15 protein-coding genes are annotated in these 17,307 nt (G+C 60.2%); 11 read left to right on the top strand and 4 right to left on the bottom strand.

The window, feature by feature from the left end:
- Positions 1-15 precede the first annotated feature (15 nt).
- Positions 16-489, top strand: a complete 474-nt coding sequence (gene hisI / locus ABJP42_RS06845) for a phosphoribosyl-AMP cyclohydrolase (protein WP_348339585.1) — start codon at positions 16-18, stop codon at positions 487-489.
- Between the two features lie 308 nt (positions 490-797).
- Entirely contained in the window at positions 798-941 is a 144-nt protein-coding gene (locus tag ABJP42_RS06840; RefSeq protein ID WP_348339584.1) for a hypothetical protein, read from the top strand.
- A 164-nt stretch (positions 942-1,105) separates the two neighbouring features.
- Here the strand turns inward: ABJP42_RS06840 and ABJP42_RS06835 are convergent, their stop codons facing one another.
- On the bottom strand, positions 1,106-1,816 hold the full coding sequence (locus tag ABJP42_RS06835; RefSeq protein WP_348339583.1) for a sirohydrochlorin chelatase: 711 nt from the start codon (positions 1,814-1,816) through the stop codon (positions 1,106-1,108).
- 44 nt (positions 1,817-1,860) lie between these two features.
- Positions 1,861-4,134, bottom strand: coding sequence for an NADP-dependent malic enzyme (locus tag ABJP42_RS06830; protein ID WP_348339582.1), 2,274 nt, complete (start codon positions 4,132-4,134; stop codon positions 1,861-1,863).
- Between the two features lie 185 nt (positions 4,135-4,319).
- On the opposite strand from ABJP42_RS06830, the gene ABJP42_RS06825 reads away from it, so the two are divergent.
- From ABJP42_RS06825 to ABJP42_RS06800, 6 genes are all read left to right on the top strand, one after another.
- Positions 4,320-5,417 carry a cupin domain-containing protein gene (locus ABJP42_RS06825; RefSeq protein WP_348339581.1) on the top strand — a complete coding sequence of 366 codons (1,098 nt, stop codon included), beginning with the start codon at positions 4,320-4,322 and terminating at the stop codon, positions 5,415-5,417.
- 126 nt (positions 5,418-5,543) lie between these two features.
- Positions 5,544-5,936, top strand: a complete 393-nt coding sequence (locus ABJP42_RS06820) for a cytidine deaminase (RefSeq protein ID WP_348339580.1) — start codon at positions 5,544-5,546, stop codon at positions 5,934-5,936.
- 2 nt (positions 5,937-5,938) lie between these two features.
- Positions 5,939-7,243, top strand: coding sequence for a thymidine phosphorylase (locus tag ABJP42_RS06815; protein ID WP_348339579.1), 1,305 nt, complete (start codon positions 5,939-5,941; stop codon positions 7,241-7,243).
- Positions 7,243-8,454, top strand: a complete 1,212-nt coding sequence (locus ABJP42_RS06810) for a phosphopentomutase (protein ID WP_348339578.1) — start codon at positions 7,243-7,245, stop codon at positions 8,452-8,454. The genes ABJP42_RS06815 and ABJP42_RS06810 overlap by 1 nt, the downstream gene beginning before the upstream one ends.
- 89 nt (positions 8,455-8,543) lie before the next feature.
- The gene (gene upp / locus ABJP42_RS06805; RefSeq protein WP_348339577.1) at positions 8,544-9,176 is read left to right on the top strand and encodes a uracil phosphoribosyltransferase; all 633 of its coding nucleotides are present in this window, start codon (positions 8,544-8,546) and stop codon (positions 9,174-9,176) included.
- A gap of 138 nt (positions 9,177-9,314) precedes the next feature.
- Positions 9,315-10,697: an SPOR domain-containing protein gene (locus ABJP42_RS06800; RefSeq protein ID WP_348339575.1), complete on the top strand. Its 1,383-nt coding sequence runs from the start codon at positions 9,315-9,317 to the stop codon at positions 10,695-10,697.
- A 205-nt stretch (positions 10,698-10,902) separates the two neighbouring features.
- Here ABJP42_RS06800 and ABJP42_RS06795 read toward each other — a convergent pair whose 3' ends face one another.
- Both ABJP42_RS06795 and ABJP42_RS06790 read right to left on the bottom strand, forming a co-directional pair.
- Entirely contained in the window at positions 10,903-11,913 is a 1,011-nt protein-coding gene (locus ABJP42_RS06795) for a hypothetical protein (RefSeq protein ID WP_348339573.1), read from the bottom strand.
- Positions 11,914-12,065: 152 nt separating this feature from the next.
- Positions 12,066-13,694, bottom strand: a complete 1,629-nt coding sequence (locus tag ABJP42_RS06790) for an AMP-binding protein (RefSeq protein WP_348339571.1) — start codon at positions 13,692-13,694, stop codon at positions 12,066-12,068.
- A 78-nt stretch (positions 13,695-13,772) separates the two neighbouring features.
- Here ABJP42_RS06790 and ABJP42_RS06785 point away from each other — a divergent pair, with 78 nt between their 5' ends.
- The 3 genes from ABJP42_RS06785 (at position 13,773) to ABJP42_RS06775 (ending at position 17,043) form a co-directional block, all read left to right on the top strand.
- Complete coding sequence (locus ABJP42_RS06785) at positions 13,773-14,705, top strand: DMT family transporter (protein WP_348339569.1); 933 nt, start codon at positions 13,773-13,775, stop codon at positions 14,703-14,705.
- Between the two features lie 877 nt (positions 14,706-15,582).
- Complete coding sequence (locus ABJP42_RS06780) at positions 15,583-16,272, top strand: sulfotransferase family 2 domain-containing protein (RefSeq protein WP_348339567.1); 690 nt, start codon at positions 15,583-15,585, stop codon at positions 16,270-16,272.
- Positions 16,273-16,380: 108 nt separating this feature from the next.
- Positions 16,381-17,043, top strand: coding sequence for a Hint domain-containing protein (locus ABJP42_RS06775; RefSeq protein ID WP_348339565.1), 663 nt, complete (start codon positions 16,381-16,383; stop codon positions 17,041-17,043).
- Positions 17,044-17,307 lie beyond the last annotated feature (264 nt).

Below are 17,307 nucleotides of genomic sequence, written 5' to 3'. Positions count from 1 at the left end.
TCACAAGGAGCCCACGTGGAAAAAGTCAAATTCTACCCGCGCCAATCGGTCGAAGAAGTCGAGGAAGGGCGGCTGCTCGCGCCCAAATTCGACCAAAACGGGCTGATGCCCTGTGTCACGACGGATGCTCATACTGGCGAAGTTTTGATGCTGGGTTGGATGACTGCCGAAGCCCTTCGTTTGACCGTAGAAACAGAGGAGGCGCATTACTTTAGCCGGGCACGTCAAACTCTCTGGCACAAAGGGGCGACCTCTGGCCTGGTGCAGCGCGTGGTCGAAATCCGCATCGATGATGACCAGGATGCCATTTGGCTGCGCGTACAGGTTGCCGGATCAGGGGCATCCTGCCATGTCGGATACCGGTCCTGCTTTTATCGCGCCATCCCCACTCAGGAGGCGGCAGGAGCGCCTTTAACCTTCGTCCAAGACGAGAAAAGCTTCGATCCGGTGGCGGTTTACGGGGAGGCCCCAAACCCGACCCAGTTGTGAGCCTCGCAAGTCAAATCAAAGTAAAGGCAAGCGACCTCTGGCACTTACAGCGGGTCAAACGCCTTGTCCGCAGCAGGCTGGGAATGGAACAATTCCATCTTGTGACGGTTGTTGAGACCAACTGTAAAGACCCAAGCTGCCCAGGCCCTGCGACGGCTATCACAGTGCTGGGGTCGGATCTGGTGCGCCGGAGCTACGTGATCCATCGCCCCATTCGCGCGATTGGTCCTGAAGACCTCGTATTGGTTCACACATAGGCCTATGTGTCAGGCGATTGAGAGCCCGGCTCCTGAGTTTTGCCTTTTGGTATGCTTTCTGTGTTTGAATTCCTCTGCCAGATGCTGGCACAGACCCAGCCCATCGTGGTGGAACCAACCGTTGGGTTCTTTGGGCTAAAGCGTCTGTTACAACTCCGTCCGGTCTCGCCAAATGACAAACCTTTGTCTTTTTGACCAGAAAGTGTAGGCGCGACCAGTGGTCTCTGAACCTGTCCCAAGAGTAGACCTGAGGTTTTTGACAACCCGATCCCGAGAGCCGTGAAAAAGGGCATGACCTGAACGTCTTGTCTCATGAATTCAGACACCAAAGGTCCGGGGCGGTTCAAGGGCTGTCTGGGCTAGACCCTGGCGCAATCGCGCAGGATAGCCCGCGCGATGAGCTTGGCGATCTGCGGGTAGGTGCCGAGGGCGGGGAGGCACTGGGTTGCGAGGCCCGCCTCAGCCAGGGCTGTGGGGATGTCGGAGATGACGTGATCGCCAGCCTGGGCAAAAAACGGCAGGCAGAGGCTGCAAGCGGGCAGGGAGCGGGCGGCATCCTCCAGGTAAGGCGCTTCTTCGATAAAGCCGGTCATCAGCTCTGCCTCGGGCAGCAGGGGGCGCAGGGTTTGAGCAAAGCGCTCGGTTGCTTGCCGCGCCTTAGGGCCGCGGGCCGATCCATGTGCGGCCAGCAAAACGGCTGGTTTGGCTTTGCTGGCAGTGGCGGGCAGGTTCTTGAATTCCTGGCGCAGGATCTCGCAGGTCAGCTGGGGCAGGGCGGGGTCGGCACCAAAGGGAGGCAGGATCCGGTGAGCGATACCGGCCAGGCGACGGGGGAGGATCTGGGTGGTGAAAAGGCCTGAGGCCATGAAGAACGGATAGACCAGCGCGCCTTCAGCCATGACTTCCTCGAGCCGTCCTGGCTGCGCCAGGGTGGCCGAGCGCAAGTGCCAGCCTGCTGGCAGGTGCTGTGCCACCTCATTGGCGAGCTTTGCCAGTGCCAGCTCAGGCGGTTGCGGCGCTGAGGGCTGGCCATGAGACACCAAGACCACTGTTTGAGAGGCGTCGGTCATCAGGGTCTCGGGCTCCTTGGGCTGGCTGGACTAGCTGTACTGGACTAGCTGTAATGGGCCACAGGCGTGCCGGCAATGGCCGCCATGTTCAACAATCCGCGCGCAGTAATAGACGGGCTGACGATATGGGCGCGATTGCCCATGCCCATCAGGATGGGGCCAACCTCCAGCCCATCCGAGCGCATTTTCAGGATGTTGCGCACCCCAGAGGCCGCATCGGCATGGGCAAAGACCAAAACATTGGCGGCGCCCTGCAGGCGCGAGTTGGGAAAGATCCGCCCGCGCAGCTCTGCATCCAGGGCAGTGTCGATGTTCATTTCACCCTCATAGGTGAAATCGCAGTGATTGGCGTCGAGGATTTCGATGGCAGCGCGCAGCCGCGCCCCGGCATCGCAGGTGATATTGCCAAACTGCGATTGCGAGCACAGCGCCACCTTTGGTTCGATGCCAAAACGGCGGGCATGACGGGCGGCGCCCATCACGGTTTGTGCGATCTGTTCCGGCGTTGGCTCGATCCGCACCTGGGTGTCGGCAATGAACAAGGGCCCGTCTTCGAGGATCATCATCGACAGCGCCCCATGCGGTTCATAGCTGCCGCCACCAAGCACTTGGTTCACGTAGTTCAGATGCCAGCGATACTCGCCAAAGGTGCCGCAGATCAGGCTGTCGGCCTCGCCGTGGTGTACCATGATGGCGCCGATGGCGGTGGTATTGGTGCGCATGATGGCCTTGGCCAGATCCGGGGTGACCCCCTGGCGCTGCATCAGCTGGTGATAGCTGTTCCAATAGTCATAGTAGCGCGGATCGTTTTCCGGATTGACGATCTGAAAATCAGAACCCGGACGGATGCGCAGCCCCAGCTTTTCACAGCGGGCCTCGATCACTTCGGGGCGGCCAATCAGGACCGGCGTCTCGGTGGTCTCTTCCAGCACTTCCTGCGCGGCACGCAGCACCCGCTCGTCCTCGCCCTCGGAAAACACAATGCGACGGGCGGCGGCGCGGGCGGCCTCGAAAACCGGGCGCATCAACAGGGCGGATTTGAACACCGTCTGATTGAGCCGCTGTTTGTAGGCCTCCAGATCTTCAATAGGCCGGGCAGCAACGCCGCTTTTCATCGCCGCCTCTGCCACGGCTGATGAGACCACGGCAACAAGACGCGGATCAAAGGGTTTGGGGATCAGGTAATCACAGCCAAAGGTCAGCTGCTCGCCCTTGTAGGCTGCAGCGGCTTCGGCACTGGTGGTGGCGCGGGCCAGCTCGGCAATGCCCTCAACACAGGCGATCTGCATTTCGTCGTTGATCTCGCTGGCGCCCACGTCCAGGGCACCGCGAAAGATGAAGGGGAAGCAAAGCACGTTGTTGACCTGATTGGGAAAATCACTGCGGCCCGTGGCAATGATCGCATCTGGCGCCACAGCGCGGGCGGCTTCTGGCATGATTTCCGGGTTTGGGTTGGCCAGGGCAAAAATGATCGGTTGCTTGGCCATCTTGGCCACCATCTCGGGCTTCAGCACATTGGGGCCGGACAGACCCAGGAAGAGATCTGCGTCTCCGATCACCTCGTCCAGCCTGCGCAGATCCGAAGCCTGGGCAAAGGCAGCTTTTTCCGGGTTCATTTCCTCAGCGCGGCCCTCATAGACCAGCCCGTGAATATCACAAAGCCAGATGTTTTCCCGCTTAACTCCCAGTTTTACCAGCATATTGAGGCAGGCAATCCCGGCAGCGCCGCCGCCGGTGGAGACAATCTTGATCTCGTCAAAGCTTTTGCCCGCCACATGCAGCGCGTTTTTGGCCGCCGCGCCAACCACAATGGCGGTGCCGTGCTGGTCATCGTGAAACACCGGAATGCCCATCCGTTCGCGGCAAAGCTTTTCGACGATAAAACAGTCAGGTGCCTTGATGTCTTCCAGGTTGATGGCGCCAAAGCTGGGCTCCAGCGCGCAGACAATATCAGCCAGCTTCTCCGGGTCGCTCTCGTCGACTTCGATGTCAAAACAATCAATGCCGGCAAAGTTTTTGAACAGGACCGCCTTGCCCTCCATCACTGGCTTTGACGCCAGCGCCCCGATATTGCCCAGTCCAAGCACAGCCGAGCCATTGCTGACCACCGCCACCAGGTTGCCCCGCGCCGTATAGCGCGCCGCATTGGAGGCATCTGCCTTGATCTCCAGGCAGGCCTCGGCCACGCCCGGAGAATAGGCCCGCGCCAGATCCCGGCCATTGGCCATGGGTTTGGTGGCGCGGATTTCCAGTTTTCCGGGGCGGGGGAATTCGTGGTAGCGCAGGGCGGCGTCGCGCAGGGAAGGGGTGTCAGACATGAGGGGCTCCAAAAAACATATAGTTTAACGTTAAACCAATTGTGACGTCGGGTGAACAGGGTTTTCCTAACCTAACGTGATCTGTGGTCTCTTGCGCAATGGAAAACTTCGCCGCACTGTGTCGCAAACTGCCCAGGGTTGCCAGCTAGGGTTGCGAAAAGGGCAGATCAGTTAGGGAGATAGAGATGAGCCAGATTGTGGCCGAGATGCGCCTGCCAACACAGGAGTTACGCAATGATATTCCGTTTTTCACCAAGGTCTTGGGGATGAAGATGGATATGATTTATCCGGCGGATGACCCCTCGGTTGCGGTGTTTTCCGGCCACGGGCTGCGGCTGCGCATCGACAAGGACGCCACTGAATCCCCCGGCACCCTGCGAATTCTTTGTGATGAACCTGATGCTTTTGCCGAAGGGCAGCGGGTTTTGACCGCCCCCAATGGCACAAGGGTCGAGATTGAAGAACGCCATCCGCCGATGGTGATGCCCAAAACAGTGCACAGCTTTGTGGTGCGCCGCCTCAAGGATCAGGCCCCCTGGATCATTGGCCGGGCTGGCATGCACTACCGCGATCTGGTGCCGGATCGTTTGGGCGGGTCGATTATCGCCAGCCATATCCGCATTCCTGACGGTGGGCCGGTGCCGGATATGGTGCATTTCCACCGGGTTGGCTTTCAGCTGATCTTTTGCATCCACGGCTGGGTTGATGTGGTCTACGAGGATCAGGGTGAAAAGATGCGCCTTACGGCTGGGGATTGCTTTATCCAGCCGCCAGAGATCCGCCACCGGGTACTGGAGGCCAGCGACAATGTACAGGTGATCGAAATTGGTGTGCCGGCCGAACATGTGACCGAGATCGATCATGAAATGACCCTGCCAACCCCGCATCTGCGCCCGGACCGCGAATGGCAGGAGCAGCGTTTTGTCTACAACAAGGCAGAAGGCGCCCCCTGGAAGAGCTTCCGCCTGCCGGGATTCGACGCCCGCGACACCACAATTGCCGAAAACACCAAAGGCGTCGCCGGTGTGCAGGTGGTACGCCCTGCCTCTCAAAGTGCCGATCCGGTCTGGGCCAGCCATGACACCGATATTCACTTCACCTTTGTGATGAATGGCACGGTGACGCTCGAAGGCGAGGGGCGGGATCCCTATCCGCTTGAAGAGGGCGACGCCTTTGTCATTCCGCCAGCGATGAAAACCCGGCTCAGCAATGCCAGCGCCGATCTGGAGCTGCTGGAGGTCAGCCTGCCGGGTGTGTTCAAGACCAGCCTGGCAGAGGGGTAACACGGGCCTTTTAGGTCTTGGCGCTTCTTTGTTCGAAACCAGCGCAAAGAAGGGCTTCACCTTTCTGGCGACTTTCCCCTATTCTGCGACCTTCTGACCAGTTGATCAAAAATATGGGAGACCCCGATGAGCCTGAAAGATGCTGCCCTCGCCGTGCGTAAAAACGCCCATGCGCCCTATTCCAACTTCTTGGTTGGCGCGGCGCTGCGCACCCCTGCGGGCAATGTCTATGTGGGCTGCAATGTTGAAAATGTCGCCTATCCCGAAGGCACCTGCGCCGAGGCTGGCGCAATTGCCGCCATGGTCGCCGCTGGCGAGCGCGAATTGGCTGAGGTCTATGTGGTGGCCGACAGCCCAGCCCCGGTTCCGCCCTGTGGCGGCTGCCGTCAAAAGCTCAAGGAGTTTGGCGCTGGCGATGTGAAGGTGACCATGGGCACGCTGGACGGTGTGGAGCAGGAAACCACCATTGGGGACCTGCTGCCGGGAGCCTTTGACGCTGGTCATATGGCGCGGAGCTAAGCATGGATGCACGCGCGATCATTGCTGCCCTGCGCCGGGGCGGTCAGCCCAGTGAGGCGGAGCTCAGCTGGTTTGCCAAGGGTCTGGCCAATGGGGAGGTCAGCGATGCCCAGGCCGGGGCCTTTGCTATGGCGGTCTGCCTGCAGGGGCTGGATCAGCCCGCCCGCCGCGCGCTGACGCTCGCCATGCGCGACAGCGGCGATGTGCTGAGCTGGGATCTGCCAGGGCCGGTGATCGACAAACATTCCACTGGTGGCGTTGGCGATTGTGTTTCGCTGCTGCTGGCGCCCGCGCTGGCCGAATGCGGGGCCTTTGTGCCAATGATTTCGGGACGCGGTCTTGGCCATACCGGCGGCACCCTGGACAAGATGGAGGCCATTCCCGGCGTCTCCACCCAGATCTCCGAACGCCGCCTGCACCGGATCACCGCAGAAATCGGCTGCGCCATTGTCGGTGCCACCGGGCGCATAGCACCTGCGGACAAGCGGCTTTATGCCATTCGCGATGTCACCGCCACGGTCGAAAGCCTTGATCTGATTACTGCGTCGATTCTGTCTAAAAAACTTGCGGCTAGCCCGCAGGCGCTGGTGCTCGACGTCAAAATCGGCTCTGGGGCTTTCATGAAAACTACCGAGGAAGCCCGCTCCCTGGCGCTCTCTCTGGTGGAGACCTCTAACGCGGCAGGTTGCAAGACCACAGCGCTGATCACCGATATGAACCAGCCGATAGCCACGGCGCTTGGCAATGGGCTGGAGGTGGCAGAGGTGATGAAGGCGCTCACCAGCGGCAAGGATGGCCCGCTGATTGAGATCACCGCAGCGCTTTGTGGCGTCTTGCTGGTGCTTGCGGGGCTGGCAGCGCATGAGGATGAGGGCGCGCAACAGATCAAAGAGGTGCTGCTGAACGGGCGTGTGGCAAAACGTTTTGGCCGCATGGTGGCTGCCCAGGGCGGACCGGATGATTTTGCCGAGCATTGGGAGCGCTACTTGCCGGTGGCGCCGGTCATCCACGAGGTCAAAGCTCCGCGCGCGGGCTATATTGCCGCCATGGATGGGGAGGCGCTTGGTCTTGCGGTGGTGCAACTGGGCGGTGGGCGCATGGTCGAGGAGGATCTGGTTGATCCTGCCGTTGGCCTGTCGGACCTGCTGCGCCTCGGCCAATGGGTTGAGACAGGCGAGACTCTGGTGCGGGTACATGCCGCCCGCGAAAGCGCCGCGCAGGAGGCCGAGGCTGCCGTTTTGCAAGCGCTGAGGCTGACGGATGAATGCCCCGATCTGCCGCCGCTCGTGCATGAAAGGATCAGCTGATGGCCCGTGCCTTTCTGGTGGTGATGGATTCCCTTGGCATTGGCGGCGCACCGGATGCCAGTGATTTCTATAACGGCGACCTGCCGGATCTTGGAGCCAATACTCTAGCCCATATTGCCCAGGCCTGCGCCGCTGGCCGCGCGACAGAGGGCCGCTCTGGCTCGCTGCATCTGCCCAATCTGGAGAGCCTTGGGCTGGGGGCCGCCGCACGGTTGGCCTCTTCGGTGCCGCTGCCCGGGTTTGACGCTCCCCCAACGGGGCTCTGGGGTTGCGCGGCCGAGGTGAGCCAGGGCAAGGACACGCCCTCAGGCCATTGGGAGCTGGCCGGACTGCCGGTGCCCTGGGACTGGTGCTATTTCCCGGATGAAATTCCAGCCTTTCCCGCCGATCTCAGCGCCTTTGTGGGGCATGCGGCAGGGGCCAGTGGGATCTTGGGCAATTGCCATGCCTCTGGCACGGATATCATTGCCCGCCACGGGGTAGAGCATATGCAGAGCGGCCAGCCGATCTGCTATACCTCCGCCGACAGCGTGTTCCAGATCGCCGCCCACGAAGGCACATTTGGCCTGGAACGCCTGCTGGAGCTTTGCCGCGCCGTCGCGCCACGTCTGCATGCGATGAAGGTCGGGCGCGTCATCGCCCGTCCCTTTGTGGGCACGCCGGAGGCAGGGTTTACCCGCACGGCCAACCGGCGCGATTTTGCCATCAAACCTCCGGCACCGGTGCTGACCAATTGGGTGCAGGATGCCGGACGGGCGGTGCATGCCATTGGCAAGATTGGCGATATCTTCACCATGTCCGGCATTGATACGCTGAAAAAAGGCCCCGATGTCGCACTGATGGAGCATCTGTCACAGGGGATTGATACAGCCGAAGACGGCAGCCTGACCTTCGCAAATTTTGTCGAATTCGACAGTCTCTATGGGCATCGCCGCGATATTTCGGGCTATGCTCGCGCCTTGGAGTGGTTTGACGTCGAACTGGGCAAGCTGCTGCCGCGCCTGCGGGATGGGGATATGCTGTTGCTGACGGCGGACCATGGCAATGACCCCAGCTGGCCCGGCACCGACCACACCCGTGAACAGGTGCCGGTTCTGGTGGCGGGATGTGGGCAGGGCTGTCTTGGCGCGCGGGCTTTTGTGGATGTTGCGGCCTCGGTTGCGGTGCATCTCAGGGTGGTGAAACAGGGGCCGGGACAGAGCTTTCTTTGACCACCAGATCAAAAACCCGCTTGCCCCTGAGGGGGCAGCCCGCTTATGACCCGCGTACACGTCGAATTTCATAGTAGGAGACAGCCCAAATGAGCGACCATCTGACCGTTGTTGATCACCCGCTGGTACAGCACAAGCTCACATTGATGCGCGACAAGGGCACGTCGACCTCTGAGTTCCGCCGCCTGCTGCACGAAATCACCCAGCTTTTGGCCTATGAGATTACCCGCGAACTGCCGGTAACGCATAAATCCATCGAAACCCCGATGGAAACCATGGACTCGCCCATTCTGGCCGGGAAGAAACTGGCGCTGGTTTCGATCCTGCGCGCTGGCAACGGCATGCTGGACGGGGTTCTGGAACTGGTGCCTTCGGCGCGGGTTGGTTTTGTTGGTCTCTACCGCGATGAAGAAACCCTGCAGCCGGTTCAGTATTACTTTAAAGCCCCCAAAGAGCTGGGCGATCGTATGGTGATTGCCGTGGATCCAATGCTGGCCACTGGCAATTCCTCGGCAGCGGCGATTGATCTGCTGAAAGAGGCTGGCGCCACAAATATTCGTTTCCTTTGCCTGCTGGCAGCCCCCGAAGGTGTCGCCCGGATGAAAGAAGCCCATCCGGATGTGCCAATTGTCACCGCTTCACTGGATCGTGAATTGAACGACAAAGGCTACATCATGCCAGGTCTTGGCGATGCGGGTGACCGGATGTTTGGCACCAAATAGGTTTGGCTTTCTGGTGGGTTAGCCAGATGCGGTGATCGGGCAACTATTTGCCCGGTTGCTGCCACATTGTTGCCAAAGGCGGCTTTACTCACTTGCCGATATGAGGCATCCTGACCCCATATATTGTGGGGCCTAGGTATGAAACTAACAAGAATTGTCGCGCTTGCCATCATAGCGGCTTCTGCTGTTGTAACGGTGGAGACCACGGCGCTTCAGGCGCAGACCCTGCGCTCTGCCAGCCCTCCCAAAGAATTCCCGCCAGCCTCCTACAGGGGCAAGCAATATGTCGACAGCCGTGGCTGCGTCTATATTCGTGCCGGTATCGATGGCAATGTGAACTGGGTGCCGCGGGTGGCGCGCAACCGCAAACAGCTCTGTGGCTATCAGCCCACGGCTGTGGCTGGCACCACATCGCGTCCCACCCAAAGCGCCGCACCTGAACAGATCACTCTGAATGGCAGCTCCACTGCCCCGGCTGCCGCCACACCTGCGCCCAAGCCGCGCCGGGCCGCAGCAGCTGCGCCCACGGCTGCCGCTGCGCCAACCGTGGTGACCACAACCCGCCGTCAGCGCACCCCGCAGACAACCACGGCGCGGGTCACCCCAGCGCCAACGCCCACGCAGACCGCAGCGGCCCCGGTGACGCTTCAGGCGGCACCATCAGCGCGCGCCCCGGTGCCACCTGCTGCCGCCACGGCTGCAACCAGCTCCGGCTCTCAGGCTGGCTGTTCCGGTGCTTCGGCGATCAGCCAGCAATACAGCAATCAAAGCGGAGTACGCTGTGGCCCGCAGGCACAAGCCCCCGTGACCTATGGGAATGGAAGCGGAATTGGTCCGCAGTCTTCCCTGCGGCTGACCCCCAATACGCGGGTGATGCCGGTGCATGTCTATCAGCAGCGGCGCAACAGCCTGGGTCTCGAGACTCCTGAGGGTTACAAAGTAGCTTGGGATGATGATCGCCTGAACCTGCGCCGCGCCGAACGCGATCTGCGCCCGGCGATTTTGACCAACCAATCTGATGTTCCGGCGGGCTATGTGTTGGTCGAACGGGCCGATGACCGGATGAACCCGATGCGCGGTGTGCGCACCCCGGAAGGCGATGCGCAGATGGCGCAGATCTGGGAGGCGGGCCCGCCGCGCACCCTGCGACAGTTGCCACTGGATCGCCCCACTGTGACCATTCAAAACACCCGCCACGACGCTTTTGAGGGCCATTCCAGCTCTCCTTTGGCCCTGCGCCTGTCAAGCCGCTCCGCCCCTGGTGCCACCCTGCAAGAGGCACCTGCGGCCTCCCAGTCCCGCTATATTCGCGCTGCTACCTTTGCCGATGCCTCTGAGGCCAAGCGCGCTGCCCAGGCGCTGGCTGCCACTGGCGTGCCGGTGCGTTTGGGAGCTGTGTCGCGCAAAGGCGTGCCGCACCGGGTGGTTCTGGCCGGGCCCTTTGCCGATCTGAGCGAAGCCAAGCAGGCGCTGCCCAGGGTCCGCGCCGCAGGCTATGGTGGCGCCCGCATCAGCCGTTAACCTGAGCGCGACAGGGAAAAGCCGGGGCTACGCTGGCTCAAGGCATCCCCCCAAGAGCATCAACTATAGTACCAAAGACGTCAGGGGAGACCCTGGCGTTTTCTCGTTCTGGAATAGGCGGTTGGAGCAGCGGCCCGCATCCTGGGAAATCTACAGTTCCCTACAGAAAGGCCACTGGGTCAGCAGACAGGGTCAGCGGCCTGGATCAGCCACAGATGTTTTGTAATTGCACCCAGTCGCGGTCATTCAGCACCGGTTCAAGCGCGCGACCGGCCATGGGGTCGGCCTCGATCAGGCCCAGGGTGGTCTCGCCGGTGATGTCCAGCGCATAGGCATAGGGGGTTGAGGGAATTGCGGCGGGGGCAAATTCCGCCAGCAACAGAACATCCGGCAAGGCAGGGCGGGGGGCTGCCAGTACTGTCTCGGAATAGCTGTCCAGGGTCTCGCGGGTCAGCTCACCGGTGGTGAGCAGCCTGAAAGAGGCAGGAAAGCCGCCGGACTCGAGCAATTCTGCCAGGGGCTCGCGCTGCGTCGCACGCGCCCGTTCCGCCAGCACCGCCCCAGCTGCCACAGCCGGGTCTTCGTGGTCTTCCACCAGGCTGCGGTTGAGCAGCACAATACCGCCGGGCAGATGCAGACTGCTGGCCACACCAGACCGCATGATCACCAATTGGCGCACATCGGTGCGCAGGGCCAGTTTGGCCAGGATCGGCATGGCTTCAGGGGTGGCGCAGGCCTGGCCAGAGACCCGTTCAATGCGTCCCAGTAGCGCCTGTCCAATGGCTTTGGTTTTGATCTCGGGGACCACTTTGACCGCGTGGCTCTGCATCACACCGGGCAGGCCAAAAACCACCAAGAGGGCCATCAAGGCAAGGCTGCCAAAGATACTCATCACCCGCAGACGGCCCGGATGGGGGCGGGCGCGTTCAATGGCATTGCGCACCTTGTCGATGGCCTCCAACATGGTGGCCTCATCCTCGGGGATTTCCAACACTTCTCCGGGGTCGCCATCGGGGTGAAACAAGGCCGGAAAGGTGCCGGGATTGGCGCGTTCCACCGCGGCCAGTGACCAATGCGCCAGCACCCGATCCTGCAGATCGGTGATGGTCAGGGTGGCATCGCCCACCGAAATGATCACGTCGCGCCGCTGCGCATCAGGGCCTGCACGCCAAAGGCCTGCGGCCTCAAGTCGTTCGAATTCCCTGAGAACGGTCATTCAGCCTGCCTGTCTTGCCTGTTTTCCTCTGCCCCGAGCCTAGCAGGGGCAGAGGCGGGCGGCAAATGGCATTGAAGGCCAAATGCCGTGTCTGGCAGTGATTTTTGTCGATTTTCCCTCGCAGGTCAGGCGTAAACCCCAGGCGCGGTCCCTTAAAGAGCCTTGGCAATCTCGCGCAGCTCGAATTTCTGGATCTTCCCGGTGGAGGTTTTGGGGAGTTCCTGGAACACCACGCGCTTTGGCGCTTTGAAGCCAGCCAGGGTTTCACGGGCAAAGGAGATCAATGCTGCCGCGTCAATCTCCTCGCCCTCTTTCAGCTCCACAAAAGCACAGGGCACTTCGCCCCATTTGTCATCGGGTTTTGCAACCACTGCGGCTAGGTTCACCGCAGGATGCCCCATCAACACGCCTTCGACCTCGACGGAGGAGATATTCTCGCCGCCGGAGATGATGATATCCTTGGCGCGATCCGCGATCTGGATATAGCCATCGGGGTGCTGCACCGCGATATCGCCAGAGTGGAAATAGCCACCCTGAAAGGCCTCCGCCGTGGCCTCGGGGTTCTTCAGATAGCCCTTCATCACTGAATTGCCGCGCATGACGATCTCGCCCTGATCGGCGCCGTTTTTGGCGATCTGTTTCATATTATCGTCGAGCACGGTGATATGGTCCATCATCGGGAAGGCTACGCCCTGACGCGCCTTGATGGCGGCGCGGCCCTGATGGTCCAGCCCGTCCCATTTGTCGCCCTTCCACAGGCATTCGGTGACATGGCCATAGGTCTCGGTGAGGCCATAGACCTGGGTGACATGGAAGCCGAGCGTTTCGATCTTTTGCAGCGTGGCGGGCGCAGGGGGGGCGCCGGCGGTAAAGACCTCAACCGTGTGGTCAAAGGCGCGGCGTTCCTCCTCCTTGGCGTTGACCAGCAGGTTGAGCACGATGGGTGCGCCGCCAAAATGGGTGACGCCATGATCGCCGATGGCATTGTAGATCGCCTCGGGCGTGATGTTGCGGCAGCAGACCAGGGTGCCACCCAAGACAGGCATCATCCAGGTATGGTTCCAGCCATTACAGTGAAACAGCGGCACAATGGCGAGATACACGGGGTTCATCACCATGCGCCAGGAAATCACCGTGCCCATGGTCATCAGATAGGCGCCACGGTGATGATAGACCACGCCCTTGGGGCGGCCGGTGGTGCCCGAGGTATAGTTCAGCGCCAGGCTTTCCCACTCATCCTGCGGCATCACCCATTCAAAATCATGCTCAGCTGCGTCCAGCACATCCTCATAGGCAGGGTGACGACCGGTGGCGGCAAATCCCGCCTGCGGGTCTGGCACCTCAATCAGCAGTGGGGCCTTGCCTTCCATCCGTTTGGCAGCCGCTTCGGCCAGGGGCAGAAATTCGGTGTCTACCAACGCCACCTTGGCGCCGCCGTGATCAAAGATATAGGCGACGGTATCCTCATCCAGCCGGGTGTTGATGGTATTGAGCACCGCACCGCAGGCGGGCACGCCAAAATGCGCCTCGGCCTGGGCGGGCAGGTTGGGAATGAGCGTGGCCACCACATCGCCGGGTTTCACCCCCATACCGGCCAGCGCCGAGGCCAGCCGGGTGCAGCGATCATAATAGGCGGCATAGGTCTTGCGATGGGAGCCATAGATCACCGCCGGGATGTCGCCAAAGACATGCGCGGCGCGGCGCAGATGCGACAGTGGTGTCAGAGGCACATAGTTTGCGGCGGTCTTCTCCAGACCCGCTTCATCAGCCATCCATCCCATCAGCTTTCCTCCCATGATTCTTTTGCGATGTCGGTTTGAGAACAGATAATGAGGAAACTTGCTGGCATTGGAAGAGCGATGAAATACGTAAGTACTCTTCCGTCCCATGCGGGAAATCAAACCACGGCGGCGCAGGCCATGCTGGCGGCTATGGCCATTATTGGCGTCACCGACAATGCGGTGCCGCTGATGGCCGAGAGCATTGGCCTGGGCCAGTTCTATTTTCTGCGCACTCTGGTGGCGCTGCCGATCCTTTGGGCAATGTCGAAAATGGGCTTTGGCGCCATGATACCGCGCCGATTTGGCGCGGTTACGCTGCGGGCCATGCTGGTGGCTACCTCTATGGTGTTTTACTTCTCTGCTGTGGCCTTGATGCCGATTGCCCAGGCCCTGGCCGGGCTGTTCACCTCGCCCATTATCATCGTTGTGGTTTCAGTTCTGTTCATGCGGCTGCGCATTGGCCTGGTGCGGATCGCGGCCGTGATTGGCGGCTTTGTCGGGGTGCTGTTTGTGTTGCAACCGGATGTTTCGGCCTTTGACTGGATGATCCTGCTGCCGGTTGCCGGCGGGTTTTTCTATGCGCTGGGGTCCATTGTGACCGGCACCATGTGCAAGGAGGAAAGCACGGTGTCGATGCTGTTCATCTACCTGCTGGCCCAGGGGCTGATTGGTGCAGCGTTTTTGCTGGTGGTGGCGATCTGGCCGCTGCCGGTGGCTGAGGGCGCCGATGGCTTTGTCACCCGCGGCTGGATCTGGCCGGTCTGGGAGATGTCGCATTTGATCCTGCTGCAGGGGTTTGCCGCCGTGGGGGGCGTGTTTCTGATCACCAAGGCCTATCAACTGGGCGAGGCATCTTTTGTGGCGGTCTTTGAGTATTCGGTGCTGCTGGTCGGCCCGGCCATTGCCTGGATGGTCTATGGTCAGGTGCTGAATTTTTGGCAGATGTTGGGGATCGCCCTTATCGTTCTTGCGGGCTCAACCCTGGCCCTGCGGTCGGCCAAGGGAGCTTGAGATCCTGGCTTGGATTGGCCGCTTGGGGGCGGAACGAAGATCCTCTTGAAGCCCTGAGTTGTCATTCTGAGAATTGGCAAAACGCTACTGATGTGCGATGGAGATAGTATATCTCAACTCAATCTATCCTTGAGGCGCAATTGACCCACAATGCTTTTCAAACGGTGGCGAATAGAATGGTCGGAACAAGTCTAAGCCACATTTGGATGGGGCAGGGGGCTGCTCTTTTTCTAGAGTTTGGGAACCTTGCTCACGCTGGACAACGTCCGGACGGTTCCTTCAAGAACCCTCGTGGTGTTGTGGGAGTCATGATTGAATGGAGTTGGCGAATTGACGGTAAGAAAAGCATAATCTGCGGGAGCTGGTCCGATGAGGAAGATTGGCAGCGTGGGTTTTCGGTGATTAAGGGGCAACCTGTATCGAGCATTTCATTGCTTGGTAAGCTTCCAGAAATCCAAATCGACTTCGCAAATGGGGCGTCTTGCACTTCATTTATGACGGAAAAAGGCCAGCCATCTTGGGCTATATTTGACAGAACAACAGAGGACTACAAAACAGTCTTCAGTCGCTACGGCCGAATTGGAGTCGAGTGATCTTGCTATGCGAAACTACATTGAACGCATCGCAGTTGACGACTGGAAAACGGCTGCAAAGTTCGCTCATCTGACAATCAAAGATTGAACTGTTCAAGTGTTTCTCCCAATGCCAAAGCAACGCTTTGGCAGCGCCCGAACCGCCCCCACGGGGCGGGCGCTTCGCTTCCCACGCCTCGGTTCGGACGCGGTAATCTTTTGAAACGGTTCAAAGGTAGCAAACACCGCTTGGACGCCCTTCGCCAAGCGTTTCCTTCTGTGGATCAATGGCGTAGTTTCACCTCATGATCTTGTCGCGCGGCCGTAAATATCTGTTCATACATATCCCCAAAACCGGCGGCACCGCCCTGGCCCTGGCGCTGGAGGCGCGGGCGATGCGGGATGACATGATGCTGGGCGACACCCCTAAGGCAAAAAAACGCCGCCGCCGCCTGCAAGGGGTCAAGACCGCAGGTCGTTTGTGGAAACACTCAACGCTGGCGGATCTCAGTGGATTGGTCCCCGAGGCGGAGATGCGGGAACTCTTTTCCTTCACTCTGGTGCGCAACCCCTGGGATCGGGCGGTGAGCTACTATCACTGGCTGCGGGTCCAAAGCTTTGACCACCCGGCGGTGCATCTGTCCAAGTCACTGGATTTCAATGCATTTATCCTGCACCTGCAGGTTCTGCGCAGCTTTGAGCAGAACCAAGCCCCCAGCTATATGCGCCATGCCGATGGGACTGAACAATGCCAGCTCTATATCCGGCTTGAACACTTCCAAAGCGACGCCGCGCCGCTGTTTGAACACCTCGGGTTTTCCCTGGATCTGCCTTTAGAAAATGCCTCGGATCGGCGGCGGGACTGGCGCGGCTATTATGATGGCGAAACCCAGGCGGCAATTGCCCAAGCCTGCCGCGAAGAAATAACACGATTTGAATATTCTTTTAACGATTTCGATCTAGCCTTGGACCAACCGCGCAGACCAGCGGGCTGAGATCTCCCCTTTGATCCTCTGCCCAGCAGGCGCCGCGCAGACAGGAATGCAGTACGGAGCAGCCGGGAATTCCCTCTGTTTCAGCGCTGCCGCAGAGGAGAGATCGAAATGCTGGATTGGTTTCATAAGCGTAAGAGTTCGGGATCAAAGCTGACCATTTCGCCGGTCTCTGTGGGCCAGGGCGGTTTCCTCAGCGGCACTCAGGTGGCATCCAATCTGGGCTGGCGCCCGGTCGAAGCGCTTTGTGCTGGCGACAAGGTTCTGACCTTTGATCATGGCATGCAGACCGTGGTGGAAATGGTGCGCGAAACCGTTTCTCCGGATGACGGTGGCATTGATCCTACCCGCTGCCCGATGCATGTGCCCCGTGATGCGCTGAACAACCGCGTGCCGATCTGGCTGATGCCGGACCAGGGCGTGCTGATGGAGAGCGACCTGATCGAGGACCACCAGGGCGATCCCTTTGCCGTGGTGCCCGCTTCTGTGCTGGATGGCTACCGTGGCATCTGCCGCCTCAACCCTATGGAATCCCTGCAACTGGTGACGCCGCGCTTTGAACAGGACGAGGTGATCTATGCCGAGGCTGGATTGCTTGGATTTTGCCCCGCACCGCGGGATCTGTTGACTATCGGCGTCGACCTGAATGAAGACACCTACCGGGTCCTGCCCATCACCGAGGCCCTCGCCCTGATCGAGGCAATGACCATGGCAGAGACCCTGATGGTCACAGCCAGCATCCCCGCCACAGCGTCGGGTGCCTTTCAGATCTGATACCAGCCAGGTCTTTCGACCTGCTAGTGACCTATTGGAACAGACAACGACAGCTCAAGCCCCAAAGCTTTGAGCGGTCGTTGTCCTTGTGGGTCCAAGGTCATGCTGAAAGCAGCCATAGTCTAGGGTCAGGATGCATTGATTTCCGCTTCGCTGCGTGATTCACGGCTCTGAAACGGGGCGGTGACATGAGCGATCTATACTGGTTGAGCGACACGCAGATGGCCAAGCTGGAACCCTTTTTCCCCAAGTCCCACGGCAAGC

The sequence above is a fragment of the Pseudophaeobacter sp. genome (assembly GCF_039971195.1).
Taxonomy (GTDB): domain Bacteria; phylum Pseudomonadota; class Alphaproteobacteria; order Rhodobacterales; family Rhodobacteraceae; genus Pseudophaeobacter.
This window is presented reverse-complemented; position numbering and strand designations above follow the sequence as displayed.